The organism is Kitasatospora sp. NPDC094019 (genome assembly GCF_044764505.1).
GTDB lineage: Bacteria > Actinomycetota > Actinomycetes > Streptomycetales > Streptomycetaceae > Kitasatospora.
In genome coordinates this window covers 417105-441849 of sequence record NZ_JBIWIF010000004.1, presented here as the reverse complement: position 1 = coordinate 441849, position 24745 = coordinate 417105, and the positions used below count along the sequence as shown (strand labels likewise).

The window sequence follows — 24745 nt, the reverse complement described above, 5'->3', positions numbered from 1 at the left end:
AGCCGAGCGTGTCGGTGGCCTCCGCGATGATTGGCCCACACCACCGGCAGTCAGAGAGCGGGACTGAGTTGAGCATCCTGGGTAACTTCGTGTGGTCGATCGCCGACCAGCTGCGGGGCGTCTACAGGCCGCACCAGTACGGCGGCATCATTCTCCCGTTCACGATCCTTCGACGCCTGGACTGCCTGCTCGAACCCACCCGCGACGAGGTCCGCGCCCTGGCCGAGAAGCACGAGGGCGGAGCCCTGGATGTCCAGGTCAAGCGCAAGACCGGCCTGACCTTCTACAACACCTCGGAGTACGACTTCGCTCGGCTGCTTGAGGACCCCGAGGGCCTGCGCGCCAACCTGATCGACTACATCTCGCACTTCTCCGGCAACATCGACGTCTTCGAGCGCTTCGGGTTCGAGGCCGAGATCAACCGGCTCGACGAGAAGAACCGGCTGTATCTGATCGTCTCCAAGTTCGCCGACGTCGACCTGCACCCCGACACCGTCCCCAACGCGGCGATGGGCGACCTGTACGAGCACCTGATCTACAAGTTCGCGGAAGCCTCCAACGAGGAGGCCGGCGAGCACTACACGCCGCGCGACGCGATTCGCCTCATGGTCGATCTGCTGTTCGCAGAGGACAGCGAGGCCCTGCTCGAGCCGGGCACCATCCGCACGATCTACGATCCCACCGCTGGCACGGGCGGCATGCTCTCAGTGGCCGAGGAACGTCTCCTGGAGCGCAACCGCCAGGCCCGCCTGCGGCTGTACGGGCAGGAGATCAACGACTTGTCCTACGCCATCTGCAAATCGGACATGATCGGCAAGGGACAAGACGTCGGCAACATCCGGCTTGGCGACACCCTGGCTGACGACAAGTTCTTCGACAAGACCTTCGACTTCTGCATGTCCAACCCCCCCTATGGGGTGGACTGGAAGGCATCAGAAACGGCGGTTAAGGGGGAGCAGAAGAAGGGCGGGCCGACCGGCCGCTTCGCCCCTGGTCTGCCACCAGTCTCGGACGGCCAGATGCTCTTCCTGGCACACCTGGCTCACAAGATGCGCCCTGCCCGCGAGGGTGGTGGTCGCGCTGGCATCGTGCTGAACGGTTCCCCGCTTTTCACCGGCGCTGCGGAGTCCGGATCCTCGGAGATCCGGCGGTGGCTGTTGGAGAACGACATGGTGGACGCGATCGTCGCGCTACCCATCGACATGTTCTTCAACACCAGCATCCCCACCTACGTCTGGATCCTTGACAACGCCAAGCCGGCAAACCGCCGCGGCAAGGTGCAGCTGATCGACGCGTCCGAGATGTGGACAAAGATGCCCAAGGGAATGGGCGCCAAGCGCAAGGAGATCGACGCATCCGCCCGCGAGCGGATCGTGAAGCTCTACGACGCCTTCACCGAGAACGAGAACTCCAAGATCCTTAAGAATTCGGAGTTCGGCTACTGGACGATCACCGTCGAGCGCCCCCTGCGCCTGAATTTCTCAGCGTCCCGCGCCGCCGATCTGGACGACCAGGCGCTCGCCAAGGCGTTCGGCAAGGGCAGTGACCCGGCACCGTTCCTGACTGTGCTTGCTGACGTGGGTAACCGGGTCTATCTGAGCCGGGACACGTTCGTTGCGGCTGTTCGTGGGACGTTCAGCGCAGCCGGGCTGAAGCTGACCCCCTCCCAGTACCGCAGCCTGGCCATCGGCCTGGGGAAGCCGGACGACTCGGCAGAGATCGTTCTGGACGCCAAGGGCAATCCTGAGCCGGACGTCCCCAAGCGCGACACAGAAAATGTCCCGTTCACATACGGTGGCAACACACTCGGCGATATCGGGCGGGAAGAGACTGTCAAGACGTATTTCGAGGCTGAGGTAGCACCCCACGTCCCGGGCGCATGGATCGACACGAAGAAGACGAAGGTCGGCTACGAGATCCCCTTCACCCGACTCTTCTACACATACACCCCACCGCGCCCGCTTGCTGAAATTGACCGCGACCTGGAAGCGCAGATCGCCAAGATCATGGGACTGCTGCAGGAGGTCGAGGCATGACAGGGACTCGGCACATCCGCCTGAAGTACCTCTATGTCCCGTCAGGAGAGGCCAATCGTCCGGACGAGGAAGTCCTCTCCGTCTACCGTGACCACGGGGTAATCCCCAAGTCGTCCCGGGCCGACAACTTCAATAAAACCCCCGAGAATGTTGAACGCTACCTGCTCGTCCGTCCTGGTGACCTCGTCGTCAACAGGATGAAGGCTTGGCAGGGGTCTCTCGGAGTGTCCGAGTACCGAGGGATCGTCAGCGGGGACTACGAAGTCCTCCGCCCTGTGCCCGGCTCTGTCTCGGGCCGATACATGCACTACGCACTCCGATCGCGACACATGGTCGGGGAGTACAGAGTGCGCTCAACGGGGATCAGGCCCTCCCAATGGCGGCTGTACTGGGACCAGATGGGTGACATCCGCATCCCCTTGCCGACCCTCGATGAGCAGGAGTGGATCGCCAACTACCTCGACCGTGAAACCACGCAGATCGACACACTGATCAAGGAACAGCAGCTTCTCGTTGACCTGCTGCGCGAGCGGCGTGGCGCCGTGAGCACGGCAGTACTCAGTTCGGTTGTGCCTCTCACCACTGGGCAGCGGCTGAAGCACGTTGTGACCGGAGTGACGCAGGGTTGGAGTCCGCAGTGCTACCCGTGGCCCGCCGACGGCGTAGAGACTTGGGCGGTCCTGAAGGCTGGCGCCGCTAATGGCGGGGTTTTCCGGCCAGACGAGAACAAGGAGCTTCCCAAGGACCAGGCGCCCCGGCCTGACCGGGTCGTCCGGCGAGGTCAGCTGGTGATCTCCCGGGCCAACACCCGTGATCTGCTGGGAAGCGCAGCGGTCGTTGAAGGCGACTTCCCGTGCCTGATGCTCTCCGACAAGCTGTATGCCCTCGACCTCGACAAGGAAACGGCAGACCCGCGCTACGTGGCGACGGTTCTGGGAACTCCTCGCCTCAGAGGGCTGATCGAAGTCGAAGCCACTGGCGCATCTCACTCGATGCAAAACATCAGCCTGGAGGACATCCTCAACCTACCAATGGACCTTCCTTCGCTGGACGTTCAGCGCCAGGCTGTGTCGCGCATGCGTGAGCAGATCGCTCGGATCGATGTCCTGATCACCGAATCCGAGCGCGTGATCCAACTGTCCCAAGAACGGCGCGCTGCTCTCATCACTGCGGCCGTGACCGGTCAGATCGACGTCCGTCAGGAGGGCTGATGGCCCAGCACAACGAGGTCGAGTTCGAGAAGGAACTGTGCGAGTACCTGGCTAGCGATGGCTGGCTCTACTCCAAGGACGACACTGGCTACGACCGTGAACGCGCCTTGTTTCCAGAGGACTTCTTCGGGTGGCTCCAAGACACCCAGGCAGGTGAGCTGGCCAAGGTCGTCAAGGCGGGCGCTGCGGACGAGGCCAAGCAGCGCGGGCAAGTGCTGGATCGGCTTGTGAAGTTACTGTCGATTGACATGGAGAATGGTGGTGGCACTCTCAACGTGCTCCGCCACGGCTTCAAGCACTTGTCAGCCAAGCTCCGCATGTGCCAGTTCAAGCCTGAATCCACCTTGAACGCGAAGACCTTGGCCGACTACGAGAAGGTCCGGCTACGCGTGATGCGGCAGGTGCACTTCTCCACCGCCGACCAGCGCAGCGTGGACCTCGTGTTCTTCATCAACGGCCTGCCTGTGGCGACGGCCGAGCTCAAGACGGACTTCACGCAGACGGTCGAGGACGCCAAGCGGCAGTACAAGACCAGCCGGCAGCCGAAGGACCCAGGCAGCAAGCACGTCCAGCCGTTGTTCACCTCCGGGCGCGGCGCGCTGGTGCACCTCGCGGTGTCCAACGACGAGGTCTGGATGACCACGAAGCTCGCCGGGGACAAGACGTTCTTCTTGCCGTTCAACCGGGGTACCGAGGACGGCGGAGCGGGCAACCCGCTCAACCCCGGTGGGTCGCCGTCGTCCTACCTGTGGGAACGGGTGCTGCAGAGGGATGCGTGGCTGAACATCTTCGGCCGCTTCATGTACATCAAGCACGACCGGCACACCGACCCGATCTCCGGCAAAACGACACGGTCGGCCGTGCTGCGCTTCCCGCGCTTCCACCAGTGGGAGGCGGTCACACAGGTGACCGACGCGGTCTTCCAGGAAGGCGCCGGGCACCGGTACCTAATCCAGCACTCGGCCGGCTCGGGGAAGACCGACTCAATCTCTTGGCTGTCACATCGCCTGGCCCGCCTGCAGGTGGACAACACAAAGGTGTTCGACTCGGTCATAGTGGTCACCGACCGCACCGTGCTGGACGGACAGTTGCAGGACGCGATCAAGCAGATCGACAACGACCAGGGCATCGTGCTGGCCATCGACCGGAGGGAGGCCGCCCGCGAGGGCTCCTCCAAGTCGGGGATGCTGGCCAAGGCTCTGGCCGACGGCAAACTGATCATCGTCGTCACCATCCAGACCTTCCCCCACGCTATGGCCGAGATCCGGCAGTCAAAGGGCCTGAAGGGCAAGAGGTTCGCAGTCATCGCCGACGAGGCGCACTCATCCCAGTCCGGCCAGGTTGCCGCCAAGCTCAAGGCCGTACTGACCTCCGAAGAACTCAAGGAGATCGAGGAAGGCGGAGAAGTCGACATCGAGTCGATCCTGGCCTCCGAAGCCTCCGAACGAGCCGCCAGCGAAAACATCTCCTACTTCGCGTTCACCGCCACGCCCAAGGGCAAGACGCTGGAGCTGTTCGGCCGGGTGTCCGACGGCACAGACCTGCCTCCGCAGTCGTTCCACGTGTACTCGATGAAGCAAGCCATCGAGGAGGGCTTCATCCTGGACGTCCTACGGGGCTATCACGCATTCAAGCTGGCCTTCCAGGTCGGTCAGAACGCTGCCGCCGGCGACCCGGAGGTCGACCAGAGCGAAGCAACCAAGCAGGTCATGCGATGGGTGAAGCTCAACCCGCAGACCATCGCCCAGAAGGCCGCGATCATCGTCGAGCACTTCCGCTCCAACATCGCGCACCTGTTGGACGGACACGCCAAGGCAATGGTTGTAGCCGACTCCCGCCAAGGCGCCGTGCGCTTCAAGCTGGCAATCGACAACTACATAGCCAAGAAGGGCCTGGGCTACGGCACCCTGGTGGCGTTCTCCGGAAAGGTCGAGGACTCCGAGTCCGGCCCGGATGACTTCACTGAGTCCTCGATGAACCCGGGAGTGCATGACCTGCGCACGGCGTTCAAGGGCGATGAGTACAAGGTCATGATAGTCGCCAACAAGTTCCAGACCGGCTTCGACCAGCCGCTGTTGTGCGCCATGTACGTCGACCGGTTGCTGTCGGGCGTTACAGCGGTGCAGACACTCTCACGCCTGAACCGCACCTATGTCACCCCGTCAGGTGTTCAGAAGACCACGGCAATGACGCAGGTTGTCGACTTCACGAACGAACCGAGCAAGATCCAGAAGGCGTTCGAGCCGTACTACACGGACGCGCACCTGGAGCAGTCCACTGACCCGAATCTGGTGCACGATCTCTCCGCCAAACTCGATACCTCCGGGATCTACACGCTGGCCGAGCTCGACCAGTGCGCCGAGGCGTTCGTGAAGAACAAGGGCAACAACGCCCTGGCGGCCGCTGTAAGCCCCGGGAAGCGAAAGTTCCAGGACCGGTACACCGCTGCCCTTGTCGCGAACGGCGGCGAGGGGGACAAGGCTGCTCTGGCAGAGCTCAACATGTTCCGCAAGGACGTCGGCACGTTCGTGCGCCTGTATGACTTCATGAGCCAGATCGTCGACTACGGCGATGCGGATCTGGAGAAGCGCTCCATCTACTTGCGGCTGCTGGAACGCCGGATCAGGCCCGACAACTTCACTGCCCCGATTGACCTGTCCGACGTCGTGCTGCAGAGCGTCAAGCACGTCGACAGAGGCAAGACCGACATCGCCTTGGGCAGGGAGAACGTTGCCCTCAAGGGCATGTCGGGGGCGGGGTCGGCAACTAAGAATGATCCGAAGCTGGTCGCCTTCCAGGCTGTCCTGGATCGACTCAACGACCTGTTCGGCAACGAGGACTTCACGGCTTCCCAGAAGGTGGCTTTCCTCGATACCTTGCTGGGCGCCCTGTTGGACGATGAGGACCTCGTGCGGCAGGCCGAGGTCAACACCGCGACTCAGTTCGCCGAGTCCCCCGACTTCGACGATGCCGTCACGGGTGCGGTCGCAGACAACCAGGGCGCACACAACAAGATGAGCGACTACTTTTTCACCAGCACCCCGGGTCGGGCACAGCTGATCGCCGAAATCGCCAAGTGGTTCTACGCCGTTGTGGCCGATCATGCTGAGAAGGGCGATGCCACAAAGCCGGTCTGACGTTGATGTAGTCACGGCTCTTCCAGATAGGCCCGCGGGCCCAGTCGCGTCTCCGCAACTGGGCCCGCGGGCCTTGACGGCGCACAGGGGTCACTGCGCCTTGCCGGGCGCCTCCTCTGCGACCTCGCCCCCACCGTCTCCCGAACTCGCAGCGTGGCCGCTGTCGAGCGTTGCGCCGAGCTTGCGGAGGGCCTTTCGGGTCTCCTCGGACGGGACCTGGGTGTAGATCTCCATGGTCACCGCGAACTGCGAGTGCCGGAGGATCTGCATCGCCACACGCGGGTGGACGTCCAGGGCCGCCAGCAGTGTGCCGCAAGTCTTGCGGGTGTCGTGGACACGGATCAGCCGCACGCCCGCCTCCTTGCAGCGGAACTCGAAGCGGCGGTTGAAGTTGCGCGGCTCGATCGGCGTCCCGTATCGCGTGGTGAAGACGAGGTCGGAGTCGGTCCACAGCTCGCCGGCGGCCAGCTTGTCGGCCTCGCGTCGCTTCTGACGCAGCAGCAGCGCGGCGCGGCAGATCTCGGGCAACGGGAGCATCGACTCCGAGGCGTCGGTCTTGACCTCGGATTGCAGCAGCCGACGCCGCACGCGCTGGAGCTGCTGCTGGACGAGGATCTCGCCACGGTCGAGCATGACGTCCGACCAGCGCAGGCCGAGCACCTCGCCCTTGCGCAGACCCAGGACCAGGATCATCACGTAGGCGCCGTACAGCGGGTCGCGCGCGGTGCGGGCGGACTCCAGGAAGCGGCTGGCCTCCTCGACCGACCACGGGACGACCTTGCGGCTGCGCGGCTTCGCCATCTTGACGAGCTGGGCGACGTTGCGCGAGATCATCTCCTCGCTGATCGCGTAGGTGAGCGCGCTGCGCAGGACCGTGCGGGCGTCGGCGACGGAGCGCTTGGACAGGACCTGCTCGCAGCACTGGCCGATCGCGCAGCACTTGCGCCGGTCCTTGTCCCTGCGCTCGTCCTTGCCCTGGGCACAGCACTGGCACGCGGTGCCGAGCTTGTTCAGCCACTCGCGCACGTCGCGCACGCTGAGCTTGTCGACCCGCTTCGAGCCGAGGAACGGCACGATGTAGAGGCGTACGGCCGTCTCGTAGGTCGCTGCGGTGAGCGGCTTGAGGTTGACCTCGACCTCCTCCTTCAGCCAAAAGGCGAGGTACTGCTCCATGGTGGGCGTGCTGGTGGCGACGGGGCCAGCCTTGGCGGCGTTGTGGAGCTTGAGCCACTTGTCGTGGACCTCAGTGCGGGTCTTGCCGTAGACGTACTTGCGGTCGCGCTTGCCGGTGGGCGTGGTCACCCAGGCGTAGGCCGCGAAGCCGTTGCGGTAGGGGTAGATGGACCCCTCGCCGTTGCCGCGCTTGCCCATCAGGCAGCCACCTCCTCGGCGGCGACGACGCGGGCGACGTAGTCGTCGACCCAGGCGGGCAGGATGCGGCGGTTGCGGCCGATGACGACCGAGCGAATCTGGCCGCTGAGGACGAGCATCTTGGTCTTGGACAGGCCGAAGCCGAGCATGTCGGCGACCTCGGCGGTGGTGAACCACTTCCGCTCGATGGCGGTCATGGGGGTGGACATGGGCGTCCTCTCTCGCGGCGGCGCGGGGCAACGCGCTGCCGTTGGCGACTGTGTGGGATGGGCGGTGGGTTGGTGGGCTGCCGATGGCCCTCGGCGTTCGTAGCGCCGAGGGTCGGGCAGCAGAGGTAGGTGGTGGGTGGGACGGGCACACTACGGCGGCCTCGGCTCGGCACCTAAAACGATCTTGGACCCGTGAGCCGGGCTGACCGTTTTAGGTTGCGAGCCGGGTCGCGGCGATGATGCTCCGCGAGGCCGTCGCTCCCTGGGCGAGCTGGGCGAGCTCGCTTACCGGTCGGCCGAGGGGCCCTTGCGGAGCGGGTCCCACTGGGAGTTGGGGGCCGGGTACCACGTGGGCTCAGCGCCGGAGGGGCCGAGGTCGATGCCTTGGGCTTCGAGGCGTTCGGCGATCTCCTCGTAGGTGCGCAGGGCCTCTCCGTACCGGGCCTTGGCGGCCTGTTCGAGGTCGTGGGCGGTTCTCCACTCCTGCTCGGCCTTCTCAACGGCGAAGCCCGCTTCCTGCAGCTCGTAGTCCGGTTCGTCCGGGCCGGCCACGGCTTCGGTCATGAAGTTGCCAGCCGGAACGCTGAGAGCCCTGGCCAGGCCGATCACCTCGTCGAAGCGGACCGGGCGGGTTCCGTTCTCGATCTTGGCGACCTGGGTCTGGTGGAACTTGAAGCCGAGCCGGGTCATGCGCTCGGCCACGTCCTCCTGGGAGAGGCGGGCCGCCTTGCGCAAGACCTTCAGGTTGTGGGCCACGAGGGCCTCGCCCTCCAGGGCCTTATACCGATGCACCATGGGGTTGACCATACCAACCTCCTTTCGATTGCGAGCAGGTGCGACGCGGCGACGGGGTCGACAGTAGCAGCATGGAATATCCAACCGTCAAAGGGTTGGGATAGGTCTACACAAACCCTCCACGAGTCACGTCCACCTGCAAACATGCGGCAAAGGGTTGAGATCTTCATGCCTGAATCGCTTGATCGGGAGTCCCGCCTGCCGCTACGTTGTTCCTCGACAGCATGAAGAACTCAACCGAAAGGAGGTTGCACCGGGCCGGGCAGCGGCCCGAGTGTCCCGATAAAAAACGCGAAGCCCCCGGCGCTACGAACACCGGGGGCTGATCGAAAACCTCGCCACCGCCCATCCCAGGACAGTCGACCTACGGCGGACCGGGTTGCCCCCCGGAGCCACCGAGTGAGGATCTCCATGACCGAGAGTACTGCCTCCCGCCCCACCACCAAAGCCCCCACCACCACGCCGACCGTCGGCGGCTGGCCGCCCGTCGCCAAGGCCGGCGAGCCCGGCACCTACCTGCTCGCCCAGCAGAGCGAGCAGCTGTCCACAGCCTGTGGACCCGACGCCGAGGCGGCACCGGCCGAGCCCGCTACGCCTGACGGGACCGACCTGATACCGGACACCGAGGCGAGTGAGGGCACCGACCTGCTCGCGCAGCTGAGGGCCCTGATCGCGAAGTTCGTGATCCTGCCCTCCGAGGAGGCGCTGGACGCCGCGACGCTGTGGGTCGCCGCGACCCACCTGCAGGGCTCGTGGCAGCACGCGCCGCGCCTGGCCGTAGTCGGCCCGGCGAAGCGGTGCGGCAAGTCGCGCCTGCTCGACGTGCTCACGGAGACGGTGCACCAGCCGGTGCTGACGGTGAACTCGACCCCGGCTGCGGTCTTCCGCTCGATCACCGAGGAGCCGCCCACCCTGCTGGTGGATGAGGCCGACACGATCTTCGGCAGCCCGAAGATGGCCGAGAAGAACGAGGAGATGCGTGGCCTGCTCAACGCCGGGCACCAGCGCGACCGGTACGTGCTGCGCGTGGTCGGCAACGACCACACCCCCCGCAGGTTCCACACCTTCGCCATGGCGGCCATCGCCGGCATCGGCGACCTCCCCGACACGATCATGGACCGGTCGGTCGTGATCCGGATGCGCCGCCGTGCCGAGGGTGAGAGCGTCTGCCCGTACCGGACGATGCGGGACCGTCCCGCCCTGCACGCGATCCGCGACAAGATCGCCCGCTGGACGGCACCGCTCGCCGATCAGGCCCTCTGCCTGGAGCCCACTATGCCGGTCGAGGACCGCGCGGCTGACACCTGGGAGCCCCTGGTGATCACCGCCGACCTCGCCGGAGGCCCCTGGCCCCGCCTCGCCCGCCAGGAGGACAACCCCGGCGGCGCCCGGATCCTCGCCGACATCCGGCGGAGCTTCCACGCTGCCGGTGACCCGGACAGCGTCACCACCGACCAACTGCTGTTCACGCTCAACGGCCTCGACGAGGCCCCGTGGGCCGAGTCGGCCCGGGGTGGGCTGACCCCGCGCGGGCTCGGCTCGATGCTCCGCGAGTTCGGCATCACCTCCGGCAACGTGCGCCTCGGCGACGGAACCCAGCGCAAGGGCTATACGCGCCACAAGTTCCTCGACGCCTGGCGCCGCTACTGCCCCACCGTCCACCCGAGCACCCCCACGGCCACGGACGAGAACGCGGGCGCGCGCAGCAGATGACCCCATCGCCGAACTGCCGTCCTTGCCGTCCCTGCCGTAACAGCGCAGGTCACAGCACCTGCCACCGGGACTGATCGCCGCACCAAGACGGCACCACGCCCGGCCAAGACGGCAGCGGGACGGCAACCGGCCCACGCCTCCACCGGCCCGCCGCCGCCCAAACCACAGCGCGAGCGGCGGGCCACCTCGGGGACGGGAAACACATCCGTCTTGTGCCGTCCCAGCCGTCCCTGCCGTAAAACAGCAGGTCAAAGGCCATGAAGGCGGGACGGATACGAGTCCCAAGACGGATGCACACACCGTCCCGAACCTGAACACGCCGCAGCCGTGACACCCCCGGCCAGCCTCACCCGCCCCAGCCGGAACCCCTTCCCCAGCGGCCGGGACGGCAAGACGGCAAGCCCGCAAACCACCACCCCGACCCGCGAGGACCACCTTCCGCATGACCGCCACCGCTCCACCGCGCCGCGCCCGCCTGGACCCCGTCCTCGTACAGGCCGCCATCGCGGGCGCCCTGTCCTTCGCCCACCTCCACGACATCGCCGAAGCCGCCGGACAACACGACTGGAAAGCCTGGGCCTACCCCGTCTCGGTCGACCTGCTGCTCGTCGCCGCCTGGCACCGCATGCGGACCCTGCGCACCACCGGACGACCCGCCGGCACCGCCTGGACCTGGTTCGCCATCGCCCTGACCGCCTCCCTCGGCGCCAACGTCGCCACCGCCGGACTCCTCGACCTCGCCCACGTCCCCGCCTGGCTGCGGATCCTGGTCGCCGGATGGCCCGCCCTCGCCTTCTTCGGCGGCACCCTCCTCGCCCACAACACCACCGCGACCGCGACCACCACCGACCCGAAGCGCACCGAGGGCGAACGCCCGCTCCGTGAAAGCCCCGAGCCCACCCCGGCGGCCGAGCCCGCACCGGTGGAGGACGCGGAGCAGGACGGCCCGCCCGGCGACGAACCGGTGCTCGGCCCCGACGGCGCTGTCCGACCCGACGAGCGGGAACCGGTGGTAGGCACCAAGCGCACCGGCCGCAAGCCCGCCGCTTCCATGGACGAGCTGGCCGAGACCGTCCGCCCCGCCGTCGAAGAGCACGGCCCCACCCAGGCCGTCATCAGGACCGCCCTGCGCAAGGCTGGCATACCGATCGCCAGCGACCGCCTCGGCAAGCTGACCCAGCGCTTCAAGGACGAACAGGCCGCCCGGCAGGCCGACGCGCAAACCAGCCTCTCGGCCGCCTGACGCCCCGGCCGCTCGCCCGAGCATCGGCCGCTGCCGGACCGGGCGAGTGGCCCCTCACCGGCGCTGACCGGTGATCACCGGGCCCCGCATATCGCCAGCCGGGTGTTCCGGAAGTCCCGAACCCCCGGCTTCTACACCGGATATCCGGCACCGCCGAACCGGGTTTCCGGCCCGACCATCACCCCGTATCCCGCACGCACCCCGTGCCCGCACCCGCCTGTCCCGACAGAAGTCCGGAGGATCCCGTGCCCGACCCGCAGCCCCACCACGACCCTGCCCGTACCGTTCCCGAACAGGGCCCCAAGGGCGGTAGGCTGCTCGGCCGTCTGCTCCGCGCTTTCGGTAACTCGGCTCCTGGCGGAGCCAGTTGTACCCAGTCTCCGAAACTTCGCGCGGGACTGGGGTCCTCCGCCCCAGGGGTGGCGGAGGAGGCCCGGCGCGAGGGCGCGCCAGGCCAGGTAAAGGCCCTCGGCCCGGACGAACTCAACTTCCTGCAGCTCGACATCCTCGCCCATGCCCGCGCCGACGAGACGCCCGCCGCCGTCGACGACGAGAGCGTTCGCGCTGCCCGTACCGCATTCCTGCACGAGAACACCGCAGCCCTCGACGTCCCGAAACTGAACGCCCCCGAGGGCGCCCAGCCGATGCCCAAGGGCAAGATCCGGAAGCACACCGGCAAGCGCCGCCGCAAGCGGGTCGGCCCGGTCAGCTACACCCCGCCGGAACACGCCGAACTGCTGGACGCCGCCGACCGCCACGGATACGGGAACACGGTCTCCGGATACGTCGGTGACATCTCGCTGGCGTTCATCCGGGGCGAGTTCACCGTCGACCTGCCCCTACACGCCGACCGCCTCGCCCTCCAGGAGTTCCGGGCCGAGGTCCTCCGGGAGATCAACGCCGTCGGCAACAACATCAACCAGATGGTTCACGTGCTGCACCGCGACGACCGCCTCGAACCCGACAGCCGCGAGCGCCTGGAACGCCTCGAAGGACTGCTGACCGACATCGCCGAAGCCCTGCTCATACCCACCACCCACCACGCCCCGGAAGGATGCCTGGCAGCGTGATTCCCTCCATCAAGGCCCCCGGCCACAACACCCGCGGACTGCTCGCCTACCTCTACGGGCCCGGCCGCCACGACGAGCACACCGACCCGCACATCGTCGCCTCCTTCAGCCCGCTCGGCCTGCGCGACCCTGGCCGCAACCCGAACGCCACCCTCACCCAGCTCGCCCGGATCCTCGACGAGCCGGTCAACCTGCACAACAGCGGCTTCGGCAAGAAGGTCACCGACCACGTCTGGCACTGCCCTGTCCGCGCCGCGAAGAGCGACCGCTACCTCTCCGACGCCGAGTGGGGCGAGATCGCCCGCCGCATCGTCCACGCCGCCGGCATCGCCCCCGACCACGACCCGCACGGCTGCCGCTGGATCGCCGTACGCCACGCCGACGACCACATCCACATCCTCGCCACCACCGTCCGCCAGGACGGCCGCCGCCCCAAGCAGCACAACAGCGGCAAGCACGCCCAGGCCGAAGCCCGCAAGATCGAGAAGGAACTCGGCCTCCACCAGGTGAAGCCGGGCGACCGCACCGGCGAGCGCCGCCCCACCCAGGCCGAGATGCACAAGGCCGACCGCCTCGGCTGGCAGCAGACCAGCCGCGCCTGGCTGCAGGACCGCATCCGCGATGCCATCCCCCACGCCGGCAACGTGGAGGAACTCCTCGCCTATCTCCAGGCAGACGGCGTCGAGGTCAAGCCCCGCCGCCTGCCCTCCGGAGACCTCCAGGGCTACGCGGTCGGCCGACCCGGCGACACCAACGCCAAGGGCGAGCAGATCTACATCCCCGGCGGCAAGATCGCCCCCGACCTCTCCCTGCCCAAGCTCCAGGCCCGCCTCGCCGCCACCGCACCGGAGGATCACCCCACCGCCCGGCGCAACCGGCCCACCACCAGCTGGCACCGCGCCACCGACACCCTCGACACCGTCCACCGGCACCTCACCGAGGACACCACCGGCGGAACCGGCGGCGAGGACGGCGGCGCGCTCGCGCAGGCCCAGATCACCGCGCTGGGCGACATCATCAACGCCACCGCCCAGCAGGCCCCCGCCGAGCTGCGGGCCGAACTGCGAGCCGCCACCCGGGTGTTCGCCCGCGCCCAGCGCTCCCAGGTCCGCGCCCACCACCAGAGCGCCGCCGACCTGCGCCGGGCCGCCCGCGACATCCTCCACGCCGGCGACGGGCCCGACGGCAACGCGCTCACCGTGATGATCGCGGCCCTCGTATGGGCGGCGATCCTCACCAGCCGCTGGCACGCCGCCCGAGGCCACGCCCAGCAGGCCCACGCCGCCCAGCAGGCCGTCCAGCACCTCCAGACCGCCTACGACCAGGCCGCCGCCGGCCAGCTCGCCGCCCTCACCCACCGCCAGCCCAAGCCGGAGACCACCAACACCCTCGCCGGGGACGTCCGCTCCGCCGTCCCCGACCACGCCACCCGGATCCTCACCGACCCCAACTGGCCCGCCCTGGCCACCGTCCTCGCCGACGCCACCGCCCTCGGCCACCAGCCCCGACAGCTTCTCCAGGAGGCCGCCGCCCAACGCGAACTCACCACCGCCCGCCTGCCTGCCAAGGTCCTCCTCGGCCGCATCCAGCACACCAGCCGCAACCCCAACCACAACCCCGCAGCCGAAGCCGCCCGCGTACGCGCCGCCACCGCCCGAACCGCCGCGCACACCACCCCCACCGACCCCGTCAACCCGATCCCCCCGGCCGCCGCACGACCCGCCAGCTCTCAGCACCGAACCCGCTGAGCCCACGCGCCCGGCCGACTCCTCACGCCGGGGCACCGACCCGGTGCCCCGGCACCCCACCCACCACGGAGCTACCTCTGAAGGTCCACCCGCTCGCCGCCAACTTCCCGATGATCCCCGAGCACGAGATGCACGACCTCGCCGAATCCATCAAGGAGTTCGGCCTGCAGATGCCCATCGTCCTCGACCCCGACGGCGTCCTCCTCGACGGCCGCAACCGCCTCGCCGCCTGCAAAATCGTCGGCGCCGAACCCCGCTTCACCACCTACACCGGCACCGACCAGACCAGTTACATCATCGCCGCCAACGTGCGGCGCCGACACCTCAGCGAGGGCCAGCGCGCCATGATCCACGCCATGGCGCTTTCACTTTCGGGACACTCCCTTCGCGGCCATGCCAAGCTCCACGACATCAGCCGCACCCGTCTGTCCCTCGCCAATACCGTGCTCAAGAACGCCCCCGACCTCGCCGAGAAGGTCCGCGATGGCAAGGCCAGCCTCGATGCCGCCGCCGACATCGTCCGCCAGCGGAAGGCCGCGACCGAGGCCGCCCAGGCCAAGCACGACCAGTTGCGCCTGCTTGCTCCCGACCTCGCCGTCCAGGTCACCGAAGGCCACCTCACCCTCGACATCGCGACCGAGGCTCTCGGCCAGCGGCAGGAAGCCGTCCGCCGCGACCAGCAGCAGCTGACCGCCATCGCCGAACACTGGGGCGCCCTCCTGGACCTCGCCCGCCATCCCGACAGCCTCCACACCCGCCAGGTCCTCGACGGCCTCACCACCGAGGGACGCGCCCTCGCCATCCGCCTCATCGCCGTCGAAGCCCAGCATCAAGAGGCAAGCCAGCACAGCTGACCGGCCCTTCCCCAACGTTCGCCACCAGGTCTTCGTCCGATGCCGCTGCGCGGCCGAGTGGCACGAGCCCGACCTCACCCGCGCGTACTTCGACCTGCACTTCACCGCCCCTGAACACGAATAGGACGACTACGACACGGCCATGCGGGCACTCACCTTCGACGGCCTGCTCGCCGGCACCACCTGGTCGTGATCCACAGCCTGAGGCTCGCCTACACGGCGGGCCTCAGGCTTTCCAGGGCCAGCCCACGAACCAGCAGCGCCACACCTTCCCGAACAACGCGGTCAATGCCAGCTCCGGTCCGAAAGCCCTACACCGTGGCCCCGACCATCGGTACGGTAGCGATCCGTAGTGGCTTCAACACGGCACCGGGGGCCAGCGTGGGGGGCAACGGCATCACGTTCGGCAAGTTCATCGCGCTCCGTCGCGCCGAGATGGAGTGGACCCAACTCCGCCTCGCCACTGAGCTCGACCGCAGCGAGGTCTGGATGTCGCTGGTCGAACGGGACTTGCAGCAGGTGAAGGACCTGACCCTACTCCGGCGCCTTGCGGAGGTACTGAGCTGCGAGCTCAGCGAGCTGATGGCCTTACCGCAACCGGCCTCCGACCGGCCGAGGTCCCGCCCCCGCAAGTCCACCTCGGCTACGCTGACGAGCAGTTCCGCTGCCGAGGAGGACGATGTGCGACGCCGCCCGTTCCTGACCCTGGCGGCTGCCGCCCTGTTCACCCCGGTCGCCGGCCAGCAGGCCGCGCACGCCGAGGCAGCCTCACCACTGGCCGGCCTGGAAGACCTGCTGCTCTACGGGACAGGGCGGGTTCCGGCGCCCCGCAGCGGGCTCACCCACGAGACGGTTGCCGCTTCCCTCCTGACGTCCCGTCGTGAGTTCAAGGCAGCCAAGTACGACGCGCTCGCCGAGGCCCTGCCGAGCCGGATCGCCGCCGCCCAGATGGTCGGCAGCACCGAGGAGCGGGCGCGCAACGTCGCCCGGCTCTACAACCTCGCGGCTCGGCTGTGCATCAAGATCGGCGACAACAACCTGGTGGCCATCACCGCCGACCGCGCGCTCACCGCAGCCCGGGACGGTGGCGACCCGCTGGTGGTCGCCGAAGCACAGCGCATGGTCTCCAGCGCCTGGCGCCGCCAGGGCAGCCTGGCGCGGGCAACCGACATCGTGGTGGTCGCCGCCGAGGACCTCCTCGCCGACACCACGGTGCCCGAGTCCGCCCGCCTGGCCGTCCGTGGCGACCTGTACGCCACCGCGGCCTACACCGCCGCGAAGACCGGCGACCGCGCTTACGCGCACTCGCTGATCCGCGAAGCCGCCGACAGCGCTGCTGCTGCCGGCCGGACCTCCGGCCTGGTGGACGGTGTCCAAGGCGTCGCGCTGCACGAGTTGTCGGTGCACTACGAGCTCGGCGACGCCGGCCGGGCGATCGAGCTGGCCTCCACGATCGACCCCACCGCACTGCCAACCGCCGAGCGGCAAGCCCGCTTCTTCACCGACGTGGCCCGCGCGTTCGACCAGTGGGGCAAGCCCGAACAGTGCTACCGGGCCCTGCTGGCCGCCGAGGAGGCAGCCCCGCAGGAGATCCGCCGGGGTGCCGTCCGCGACCTCGCTACCACCCTGCTGCGGCACGACCACAAGCTGCCCGGTGTCCGGGACTTCGCCGCCCGAGCGGGCGTCCAGATCATCTGACCCGTAGCCGGACTACGGCCCGTAGTCCGGCTACGGATCCGGCCTTTCGCCCGGCGGTTCACTGGGGAACGTCCACCCTTCCCCCTGCTGCCGAAGGCCCTCCCATGCCAACGCCCAGCACCTCCCCGCCGCCCGCCAGCCGGCGGCACGCCGCCCCGCCGGACCGCGACCGGCTCGGCGCATTCCTCACCGCCTCCTGGGCCGCCCTGCACCTACCCGTCCTTGCCCTGCTCGGCCTGGCTGTCCACAACCACACGGCCGAGGCCGGCCCCCAGGCGGCGGCGACCGTGCCCGACCTTCCTGCCTCCTGAGGCCCCGGGGGCCGCCGTGACGGCCCCGCCCCTTTCTTCCACTCGCTCGCCCGAGAGGAGATCCAGCCATGCACCGGCTGACCGACGCGCCCGCGCTGCACACCGAGCTGCAGCGCATCGACTACCGCACCACCCCCGAGTACTACTTCGACACCGAACACGTCACCGACCCGGTCGTGCTGGAGCTGCTGAACTGCTGCCCGACCGTCTTCGGCATCAAGAAGGCGATCACCGACCTGCTCGCCGGCAACCTGGACATCCCGCTGCCGGAGGCGACCGGGATCATCGAGCCCGGTGCCAGCGTCCGGGGCCACGTGATCGTGGCGCCCGGGGCCGTCGTCGCCGAAGGTGCGTTCGTCACCGGACCGGTGCTGGTCTGCCCCGGTGCGGTCATCGAGGCCGGCGCCCGGGTACGCGACAACACCGTCGTCGGCCCCGGCTGCCGCATCGGCTTCGGCGCCGAGGTCACCCGCTCCCTGCTCACCGGCGGGGTGTTCATGAAGCACACCAGCTTCGTCGGGGACTCCGTGCTCGGCCTCGGCGTCAACATCGGCGCGTTCGTGTCCACCACCGGCCTGCGGGTCACCTCCGGGCCGGTCACCGAACCGGCCACCGAAGAGGTCTGCGCCCACCTCGACGGCCACCGGGTCGCCACCGGCCAGACCAAGTTCGGCGCCGTGATCGGCGACGGGGTGATCGTCCCCGCCGGAACCGTCCTCCAGCCCGCCACCCTCATCGGCGCGCACACCCTGCTCTACCCGAAGACCCAGGTCGGGGGCTTCTTCCCGGCCGGAAGCCAGGGAAGGTGACCATGCCCACCACCGCCACCACCACGACGACCGACGAGCGGGCCGTGCGGATCACCGGCGGCTGCCGCCTCGCCGGCACCGCCACCGTCCAGGGCAGCAAGAACATCGCCCTGCACCTGTACGCCGCCGCGATCCTCGCCGACGACCCGCTCACCCTGGCCGGTGCACCCGAGATCCTGGACACCCTGGTCGTCGCCGACATCCTGCACCGCACCGGCACCCGCGCCACCGTGACCGGCGACGAGTTCGCCACCCGACCGGCCGACTCCTACTTCCCCGTCATCCCGGACGACCTCGGACGGCGCATCCGCACCACCGCGGTGATGGGCGGCGCCCTGCTGGCCCGTGCCGGCAAGGTCACCTTCCCCACCCCTGGCGGGGACGCCTTCTGCGCCCGCTACATCGACCGGCACCTGGCCGCGATGGAAGCCGCCGGGGCCGAGGTCGAGGTGAGCCGGGGCCGGGTACGGGCCCGATTCACCGGCAAACGGCTGCCGTTCACCACCGACGCCGAGACCCGCTCGTGGGGGCCGAGCCTTGGCGCGACGGTCACCGCGATGCTGCTGGCCGCCCGAACCTCGGGCACGTCCGTGATCCTCAACCCCAGCGTGGAACCCGAGGTCACCCACACCGCTGCCCTGCTCGCGCAGGCCGGCGTCGGCATCGAGTGGCGCGGCCGGAAGACCCTGAACGTCACCGGCATCGACCACATCCGGGGCGGGGTGTTCACCGTCCCACCGGACCGTCTGGAGGCCGCCACTCTCGCGCTGGCCGCCGCCATCACCGGCGGCACCGTCCACCTGGACGGTTTCCCGCCGGCCGCGTTCCCGGACGGGCTGGTGTCGGTGTTCGCCGACGCCGGAATCCAGCTCGACCCGCTGGACGGCGGAACGACCGTGAGCACCCCGGCCGGGCCGCGACCGGTACAGATGGCCACCGGCCCGCACCCGGGCTTTCCGACCGACGTGCAACCGCAGCTGACCGCCTTCCTCACCCAGGCCGAGGGCAACTCCCGCATCGACGAGCGGATCTACACCCAGCGCGACACCCACCTGCCGGCCCTGGCCGCGTTCGGCGCCGCCGTCAACGCGAGCGGCTCGGTGATCACCGTCCGAGGCCGGTCCGCCCTCAGCGGCGCCGACGTGGCCGGGGAGGACATCCGGGCGGTGACCGCGCTCGTGATCGCCGCCCTGGCCGCCGAGGGCACCTCTACGATCCGAGGGATGTACCACCTGCGGCGCGGATACGGCAGCCTGCTGCCGAAGTTGGCCGCGCTCGGTGCCCACCTGACGATCGACCAGGAGTAACCGTGACCCTCACCGCGCCGTGGACCCCGAACGCGCTCGCCGACCTGCGCGACTGCCTGGACCTGATGACCGCAGACGGCACCGTGCCCGGCGGCATCATCGCCCACGGCACCTTCGACACCGAACCCGGCTACCTGGCCTCCGGCGTCGTCGCCCCAGAGTGCGGCGGCGCCCGTCCGGGGCCGGGCACGGTGTACGACGTGGCCTCTCTGACCAAGGTCCTGGCCACCTGGCTGCTGGCCGGCACCTCCCACATGGACGGCTTCACCCTGGACACCACGATGCGCGAGCTGCTGCCCGGCATCCCGGCCGAGGCACCCGGCGGCCAGGTGACGGTCGGCCAAATCCTGTCGCACACCTCCGGCCTGCGGGCCGACACCCGCCTCGACCAGTACCGCAACCGCACCGAGCCGCTGGCCGACCTGATCTGCGGAGAGCCGCTGATCGCCGAGCCCGGAGGCGGTCACCGCTACATCAACCGCGGTTTCATCCTCCTCGGCCTGGCCCTGGCCCGCTACCGCTGCCAGCGCCTGGACGAGCTGGCAGCAGAGCTCTGGCAGCACCTCGGCATGGCCAGCACGACCTACGGACCGGTGCCGCGCTCAGCTCAGGTCGCCCCGACCGAGCAGCGGCTGACCGGCGGGCCCCGGCTGTGGGGCATGCCGCACGACGACAACGCCGCCCTGCTCGGCGGAGTCGCCGGCCATGCCGGGGTGTTCACCACTCCGGCCGACCTCGCCACCTTCGCCACCCACCTGCTGACCTCGCACGCCACCGATGGGCCCCTGGGCCGCTGGCTCGCCCACAGCATGCAGCCGCAGGCCGAGATCGAGCCGGGCCTCGACCGTGGCCTGGCCTGGATCCTCGCCGACGAGGGCCGGGTCGCCTATCACCACGGCTTCACCGGCACCAGCCTCTACCTCGCCCCGACCACCGGCCGGTACCTGGCCATCTGCACCAACGCCGTCTACCACCACCAGGACAACCGCACCCGCCTCGCCCCGCTCCGGGCCCTCGCTCTCAAGGCGATCACCGACGCACCTTAGGAGGGCCACCCGTGCCCAGCACCACGCTCGCGTCCCTCACCACCCTGCGGCTCGGCGGCCCAGCCGAGCACGTTCTGACGATCTCCACCCCCGCCGACTGGGCCGACGCCGTCAGGACGATCGGGCAGCGCCACGAACAGGCACCCGTGGTGCTGGGCCACGGCAGCAACGTCATCGCCTCCGACAACGGCCATCCCGGCACCGTCCTGGTCATGAACACCCGGGGCATCACCGCCATCCGCGTGGACGACACCACAGCCAACGTCACCGTGCAGGCCGGACACCCGCTCACCGACCTCACTGCCTGGGCCGCCTCCGAACACCTGGCCGGGATCGAGTGCCTGGCCGGCATACCCGGCACCACCGGGGCCGCCCCCGTCCAGAACGCCGGCGCCTACGGCCAGCAGATCGCCGACGCCCTCGACCACCTGACGGTGTGGGACTGGGAGGCGGCCCGCATGCGGACCCTGCCTGCGAGGGCGTGCCGCCTGCGCCACCGCAACAGCCGGTTCAAGAGCAACCTCGGCCGCTGGACCATCCTCACAGCGACCTTCCGCCTCACCCGCTCACCGGCCGCCGCCATCACCTACCAGCCGCTCGCCGACGAACTCGGCGTCCGCGTCGGCTCCCGACCACCCGTCGCCGAGGTGACGGCCGCCGTCCTCGCCAACCGCCACCGCCGCGGACTTCTCCTCGACCCCCACGGCCCCGCCGCCCGCCAGGCCGGATCGGTCTTCCTCAACCCGCCCGTCACCACCACCCAGGCCACCCGCCTGTCCGCCGCCGGCTGTCCCACGCACACCGACAGCGACGGACAGCTCCGAGCCAGCGCAGGCTGGCTGCTGGAACACATCGGCTACCGCCCGGGCTACAAGATCGCCACCGGCATCCATTGCTCGGAACACCGCACCCTCACCCTCACCGCCCACGACGGAGCGACGGCAACGAGCTTCGCCCGGGCCCTCACCGAACTCTCGGCCCAGGTCGAGATCGCCACCGGGATCGCGCTGCTGCCCGAGCCGGTGCTGGTCGGCACCTGGCCGTGAGGGCGCCGAGACCGGCTCGCAGCCTGCATCGGCAGGCTCCAGAAGTACAGCAGCAAAGTACAGCAACCAGTCCGTCCCGCAGTGGCCTTCAACGCTCTTCGCACCACCCCTGACCTGCCCAGATGACCTCAGCGACCACCCAGCCCATAATTCGGGACGAAGAGGCCGTGGGTTCAAATCCCGCCACCCCGACCCAGTCCAGAGGGCCTATCGGAGAGATCCGATAGGCCCTCTGGCGTTGTGCGTGTCCGACTGGGTGACCGAGCCTCAGTACCTCGGGAGAAGAGGGACACGAAGCTGTGTCCCGGCTCACGCGAAGCCCGGTGCGTTGATCCCTTCTGCCGTACCGACGACCGCCCGGAACACCTGGAGGGTGCGAGGCGGATCAAGGGCGCACAGCGCGCCAGTGTGCAGGCGGGGGTGTCGAGCTTGAGCTGACGGCGGCCAGCGAGGGCACCACCCGCCGCTACGCCCCGCGCCATGAATCAAGCGTGATGGCCGTGATCGTACGCCGCGTAAATCGCGCGCAGGTCGTCATCACACCGTGCGAGGCTGGGTCCATGATTGGTGAGCCGCGCGACGCCTACGTCGGCCAGGAATTCAGCACCCGCCGCCTGGCCCATGCGGCGGGTGTGCATCGTCCGCTACAGGCTGGCATCTGTGGCACGAAGGCGACCGGCGCTGAATCGATCGTCCTCTCCGGTGGCTACAAGGACGACGAGGACCACGGAGACGTAGTCGTCTACACCGGCCACGGTGGACAGGACTCGTCGAAGAACCAGGTTGCCGATCAAACCTTGGAGGACCCGGGGAACGCTGCCCTGGTCACAAGCTATCTGGAAGGACTCCTCGTCCGAGTGCTGCGCGGGGCGCACAAGGGGTCCAAGTATGCGCCCAAGTCGGGCTATCGGTACGACGGATTGTTCCGCGTCACGAGCTACGGCAGCAAGCTCGGCATTGACGGTCACTTGATATGGCAGTTCCGCATGGAGGCACACGAGGGGACCCCGGTCCCGCCCGCCATAGAGACGGCATACCTACCGGAGATCGACGAACTCCCGTTCGACGGCGACTCCGGACAACCTTCCACTGGCAGTGAAACGCCCGACCGGGTAGCCACGACGGTGCAGCGCATCGTCCGCAGTAGCGCTGTGAAGCGGCAGGTCAAGGCATGGCACGACAACCAGTGTCAGATCTGCGCATTGCGCATTGAGGTTCCCGGCGGCAGCTACAGCGAGGGCGCCCATATCCAAGCCCTTGGCAGCCCCCACAACGGGCCTGATGTCACCGCGAACGTTCTTTGCCTCTGCCCGAACTGCCACGTCATGCTTGACTCAGGTGCCATCGTCCTGAGTGACGATCTCACGATCGTCAAGGGAGGCATCGAGATGGGCGTGCTTCGGACGCACCCCAAGCACAAGATCGACTTCAATTGCGTACGGCAGCATCGCAAGCGCTGGCGTCAGTGAGGGATTCCGCTCGACTCGGACTGCCGGACCGGTTGAGCGGCCAACAGCGCTACCACGGACACCCGCCGACGTCGGGCACGTGCCCCGGTTCCCGGCCGTGGGTTCAGATCCCGCCACCCCGACCCAGTGCAGAGGCTCTGCCGGAGAGATCCGGCAGAGCCTCTGTCGTTGCTGCCCGGCCTTGCGAGTGACGGTGCCGCAGGGAGGGCGGGAGCGTTGGTGGGTGCTCACGTTTCGGTTGCGGCCGGGGACGCGGCGACCGCGGCGGCGGCTGCGGGGGTGGCGTGGGCGTCGGCCAGTGGGGAGGTCGGAATTCGCCAAAGCGGGTCGTGGGGGCGGCGGGGGGTCGGGGCGGGGGGATCGTTCACTATCCTCCGGGGAACGGCACCGTACGCTCGCGGGGAGCTCAGCATATGGACGTGCAACCCCTCTCACCGGTCGGCGAAGCCGCCGTGTCCCGGTTCGCCGAGCTGGTCTTCGCCCATCTGGGGCGGACGGACCAGCGGCGTTGGGCCCGGGCCTATCTGCAGGGGCTGCTCGCGGTACCGGGCCGCAAGTCGCTGGCCAACATGGCCGCCGGCCTGGCCACCGGACCGGCGGCGGCCACCGTGTCGCTCTCGTTGCAGCAGTTCATCAACGGCAGCCCCTGGGACTGGCGTCCGGCCCGGCGGGTGCTCGCCGAGCTCGCCGCCGGGCCCCGGGCGGTGCGGGCCTGGACCGCCGCGCTGGTGGTCGTGCCCAGGCGCGGCGACCAGGTGGTGGGTGTCCATCGGCGATTCGACCCGGCGACCGGACGGACCGTCAAATGTCAGGCGGCGAGCGGCCTTTTCGTGGCCACGGACCGGGACGCCGTCCCGGTGGACTGGGCGCTGCTGCTCGACCCGAGCTGGACGGACGACCCGCAGCGGCGCGCCCGGGCCCGGATCCCCGGGGACGTCGGTCCGCGGTCGGCGGGTGAACTGCTGGTCGGGATGGTGGACCGGCTCGCCGCGCACCATCCGGTGGCGCCGCTGGTCGTCGGCCTCGACGCGGCGGAGGACCCGGTCCGGCTGGCCGCCGCGCTCGCCCACCGCTCGGTCCCGTACCTGTTGGAGGTCCGCGGCGGCCAGGCCGTCCGACCGGTGCTCCAGGCCACCACGGGCCGGCACGGGCGGGTGCACCAGGAAGCCGTGTCCGCCGAATCGCTCTTCCCCCGGCGACGGCCGCGGACGGCGGCGGACCCGCAGCCGGTGCTGCGCGGCACTCCCGTCCTGCCGCCCGGCGCGGCGGGTGCGGCTCCCGGGGCGGCTTGCGGAGCGGTGCACCGGCTGTGGGCGCAGTGCGACGGCGACGACGGCGGGCAGCAGCGGTACTGGCTGACCGATCTGGCCGAGGACGCCCCGGTCGTGCTCGGGCTGCTGGACGCCACCTCGGCCACCCGGGGCACCGTGGACCGGCTCGGCGCGGACTTCGGCCTGCTGGACTTCTCCGGCCGCTCGTTCACCGGCTGGCACCACCACATGACGCTGGTCTCGGCCGCGTACGCGCTCGGCCGGGACCTGGCCGTCCGGGGCGGGGGGACCTCCGGGAGTGCCCTCCGGGACTCCGCCTGACGGCTGCAGCCAAGCACCGCGCCCAGCCACCGAGCCCCGCCACCGCGACCGGCCACCGGGCCCGGCCACCGCGGCCACCG

At 69.1% G+C, this 24745-nt stretch carries 19 protein-coding genes; 16 read left to right on the top strand and 3 right to left on the bottom strand.

Annotated features, from left to right (window positions below; all coding sequences use genetic code 11):
• The first annotated feature begins 68 nt into the window (after positions 1-68).
• Genes ACIQ9P_RS12060 through ACIQ9P_RS12050 form a run of 3 tightly spaced genes read left to right on the top strand, consistent with a single transcriptional unit; the run spans position 69 to position 6384 of the window.
• Positions 69-2036, top strand: coding sequence for an N-6 DNA methylase (locus ACIQ9P_RS12060; protein WP_402353700.1), 1968 nt, complete (start codon positions 69-71; stop codon positions 2034-2036).
• Complete coding sequence (locus ACIQ9P_RS12055) at positions 2033-3247, top strand: hypothetical protein (RefSeq protein WP_402353697.1); 1215 nt, start codon at positions 2033-2035, stop codon at positions 3245-3247. Before ACIQ9P_RS12060 ends, ACIQ9P_RS12055 begins: the two co-directional genes overlap by 4 nt.
• Positions 3247-6384 (top strand): type I restriction endonuclease subunit R, encoded by a 3138-nt coding sequence (locus ACIQ9P_RS12050; protein ID WP_402353694.1) that lies wholly within the window; start codon positions 3247-3249, stop codon positions 6382-6384. The genes ACIQ9P_RS12055 and ACIQ9P_RS12050 overlap by 1 nt, the downstream gene beginning before the upstream one ends.
• Before the next feature lie 90 nt (positions 6385-6474).
• On the opposite strand, the gene xerC is transcribed toward ACIQ9P_RS12050, so the two are convergent.
• From xerC to ACIQ9P_RS12035, 3 genes are all read right to left on the bottom strand, one after another.
• A complete protein-coding gene (gene xerC / locus ACIQ9P_RS12045; RefSeq protein ID WP_402353691.1) occupies positions 6475-7755 on the bottom strand; it encodes a tyrosine recombinase XerC in 1281 nt (426 codons plus the stop codon).
• The gene (locus ACIQ9P_RS12040; protein ID WP_402353688.1) at positions 7755-7964 is read right to left on the bottom strand and encodes an excisionase family DNA-binding protein; all 210 of its coding nucleotides are present in this window, start codon (positions 7962-7964) and stop codon (positions 7755-7757) included. The genes xerC and ACIQ9P_RS12040 overlap by 1 nt, the downstream gene beginning before the upstream one ends.
• 285 nt (positions 7965-8249) lie before the next feature.
• Positions 8250-8759 carry a helix-turn-helix domain-containing protein gene (locus ACIQ9P_RS12035; protein ID WP_402353685.1) on the bottom strand — a complete coding sequence of 170 codons (510 nt, stop codon included), beginning with the start codon at positions 8757-8759 and terminating at the stop codon, positions 8250-8252.
• Between the two features lie 411 nt (positions 8760-9170).
• On the opposite strand from ACIQ9P_RS12035, the gene ACIQ9P_RS12030 reads away from it, so the two are divergent.
• From ACIQ9P_RS12030 to ACIQ9P_RS11970, 13 genes are all read left to right on the top strand, one after another.
• Complete coding sequence (locus ACIQ9P_RS12030) at positions 9171-10472, top strand: DUF3631 domain-containing protein (protein WP_402353682.1); 1302 nt, start codon at positions 9171-9173, stop codon at positions 10470-10472.
• A 442-nt stretch (positions 10473-10914) separates the two neighbouring features.
• Positions 10915-11715: a DUF2637 domain-containing protein gene (locus tag ACIQ9P_RS12025; RefSeq protein ID WP_402353679.1), complete on the top strand. Its 801-nt coding sequence runs from the start codon at positions 10915-10917 to the stop codon at positions 11713-11715.
• 419 nt (positions 11716-12134) lie between these two features.
• Complete coding sequence (gene mobC, locus ACIQ9P_RS12020; RefSeq protein ID WP_402353676.1) at positions 12135-12785, top strand: plasmid mobilization relaxosome protein MobC; 651 nt, start codon at positions 12135-12137, stop codon at positions 12783-12785.
• A complete protein-coding gene (locus tag ACIQ9P_RS12015; protein ID WP_402353673.1) occupies positions 12782-14533 on the top strand; it encodes a relaxase/mobilization nuclease domain-containing protein in 1752 nt (583 codons plus the stop codon). Before mobC ends, ACIQ9P_RS12015 begins: the two co-directional genes overlap by 4 nt.
• Positions 14534-14643: 110 nt before the next feature.
• Complete coding sequence (locus ACIQ9P_RS12010; protein WP_402353670.1) at positions 14644-15387, top strand: ParB/RepB/Spo0J family partition protein; 744 nt, start codon at positions 14644-14646, stop codon at positions 15385-15387.
• A 381-nt stretch (positions 15388-15768) separates the two neighbouring features.
• Positions 15769-17085: a helix-turn-helix domain-containing protein gene (locus ACIQ9P_RS12005; RefSeq protein WP_402353667.1), complete on the top strand. Its 1317-nt coding sequence runs from the start codon at positions 15769-15771 to the stop codon at positions 17083-17085.
• A gap of 104 nt (positions 17086-17189) precedes the next feature.
• Complete coding sequence (locus ACIQ9P_RS12000; protein ID WP_402353664.1) at positions 17190-17396, top strand: hypothetical protein; 207 nt, start codon at positions 17190-17192, stop codon at positions 17394-17396.
• A gap of 68 nt (positions 17397-17464) precedes the next feature.
• The gene (locus ACIQ9P_RS11995; RefSeq protein ID WP_402353661.1) at positions 17465-18205 is read left to right on the top strand and encodes a hypothetical protein; all 741 of its coding nucleotides are present in this window, start codon (positions 17465-17467) and stop codon (positions 18203-18205) included.
• A 2-nt stretch (positions 18206-18207) separates the two neighbouring features.
• Entirely contained in the window at positions 18208-19512 is a 1305-nt protein-coding gene (locus ACIQ9P_RS11990; protein ID WP_402353658.1) for a UDP-N-acetylglucosamine 1-carboxyvinyltransferase, read from the top strand.
• Between the two features lie 2 nt (positions 19513-19514).
• Positions 19515-20558 (top strand): serine hydrolase domain-containing protein, encoded by a 1044-nt coding sequence (locus tag ACIQ9P_RS11985; protein ID WP_402353655.1) that lies wholly within the window; start codon positions 19515-19517, stop codon positions 20556-20558.
• An 11-nt stretch (positions 20559-20569) separates the two neighbouring features.
• Positions 20570-21604: a UDP-N-acetylmuramate dehydrogenase gene (locus ACIQ9P_RS11980; protein ID WP_402353652.1), complete on the top strand. Its 1035-nt coding sequence runs from the start codon at positions 20570-20572 to the stop codon at positions 21602-21604.
• Positions 21605-22098: 494 nt separating this feature from the next.
• The gene (locus ACIQ9P_RS11975; RefSeq protein WP_402353923.1) at positions 22099-23073 is read left to right on the top strand and encodes a YDG/SRA domain-containing protein; all 975 of its coding nucleotides are present in this window, start codon (positions 22099-22101) and stop codon (positions 23071-23073) included.
• A 413-nt stretch (positions 23074-23486) separates the two neighbouring features.
• Entirely contained in the window at positions 23487-24665 is a 1179-nt protein-coding gene (locus ACIQ9P_RS11970) for an IS701 family transposase (RefSeq protein ID WP_402353650.1), read from the top strand.
• Positions 24666-24745 lie beyond the last annotated feature (80 nt).

Bases quoted from the DNA above. Each gene is read 5' to 3' on its own strand.
- ACIQ9P_RS11970 (WP_402353650.1), top strand. From the start codon at position 23,487: ATGGACGTGCAACCCCTCTCACCGGTCGGCGAAGCCGCCGTGTCCCGG.
- ACIQ9P_RS12030 (WP_402353682.1), top strand. From the start codon at position 9,171: ATGACCGAGAGTACTGCCTCCCGCCCCACCACCAAAGCCCCCACCACC.
- ACIQ9P_RS11990 (WP_402353658.1), top strand. From the start codon at position 18,208: ATGCCCACCACCGCCACCACCACGACGACCGACGAGCGGGCCGTGCGG.
- ACIQ9P_RS11975 (WP_402353923.1), top strand. From the start codon at position 22,099: ATGGCCGTGATCGTACGCCGCGTAAATCGCGCGCAGGTCGTCATCACA.
- ACIQ9P_RS12040 (WP_402353688.1), bottom strand. From the start codon at position 7,964: ATGTCCACCCCCATGACCGCCATCGAGCGGAAGTGGTTCACCACCGCC.
- ACIQ9P_RS12000 (WP_402353664.1), top strand. From the start codon at position 17,190: ATGCCAACGCCCAGCACCTCCCCGCCGCCCGCCAGCCGGCGGCACGCC.
- ACIQ9P_RS12050 (WP_402353694.1), top strand. From the start codon at position 3,247: ATGGCCCAGCACAACGAGGTCGAGTTCGAGAAGGAACTGTGCGAGTAC.
- ACIQ9P_RS12035 (WP_402353685.1), bottom strand. From the start codon at position 8,759: ATGGTGCATCGGTATAAGGCCCTGGAGGGCGAGGCCCTCGTGGCCCAC.
- ACIQ9P_RS11995 (WP_402353661.1), top strand. From the start codon at position 17,465: ATGCACCGGCTGACCGACGCGCCCGCGCTGCACACCGAGCTGCAGCGC.
- ACIQ9P_RS12025 (WP_402353679.1), top strand. From the start codon at position 10,915: ATGACCGCCACCGCTCCACCGCGCCGCGCCCGCCTGGACCCCGTCCTC.
- ACIQ9P_RS12010 (WP_402353670.1), top strand. From the start codon at position 14,644: ATGATCCCCGAGCACGAGATGCACGACCTCGCCGAATCCATCAAGGAG.
- xerC (WP_402353691.1), bottom strand. From the start codon at position 7,755: ATGGGCAAGCGCGGCAACGGCGAGGGGTCCATCTACCCCTACCGCAAC.
- ACIQ9P_RS12055 (WP_402353697.1), top strand. From the start codon at position 2,033: ATGACAGGGACTCGGCACATCCGCCTGAAGTACCTCTATGTCCCGTCA.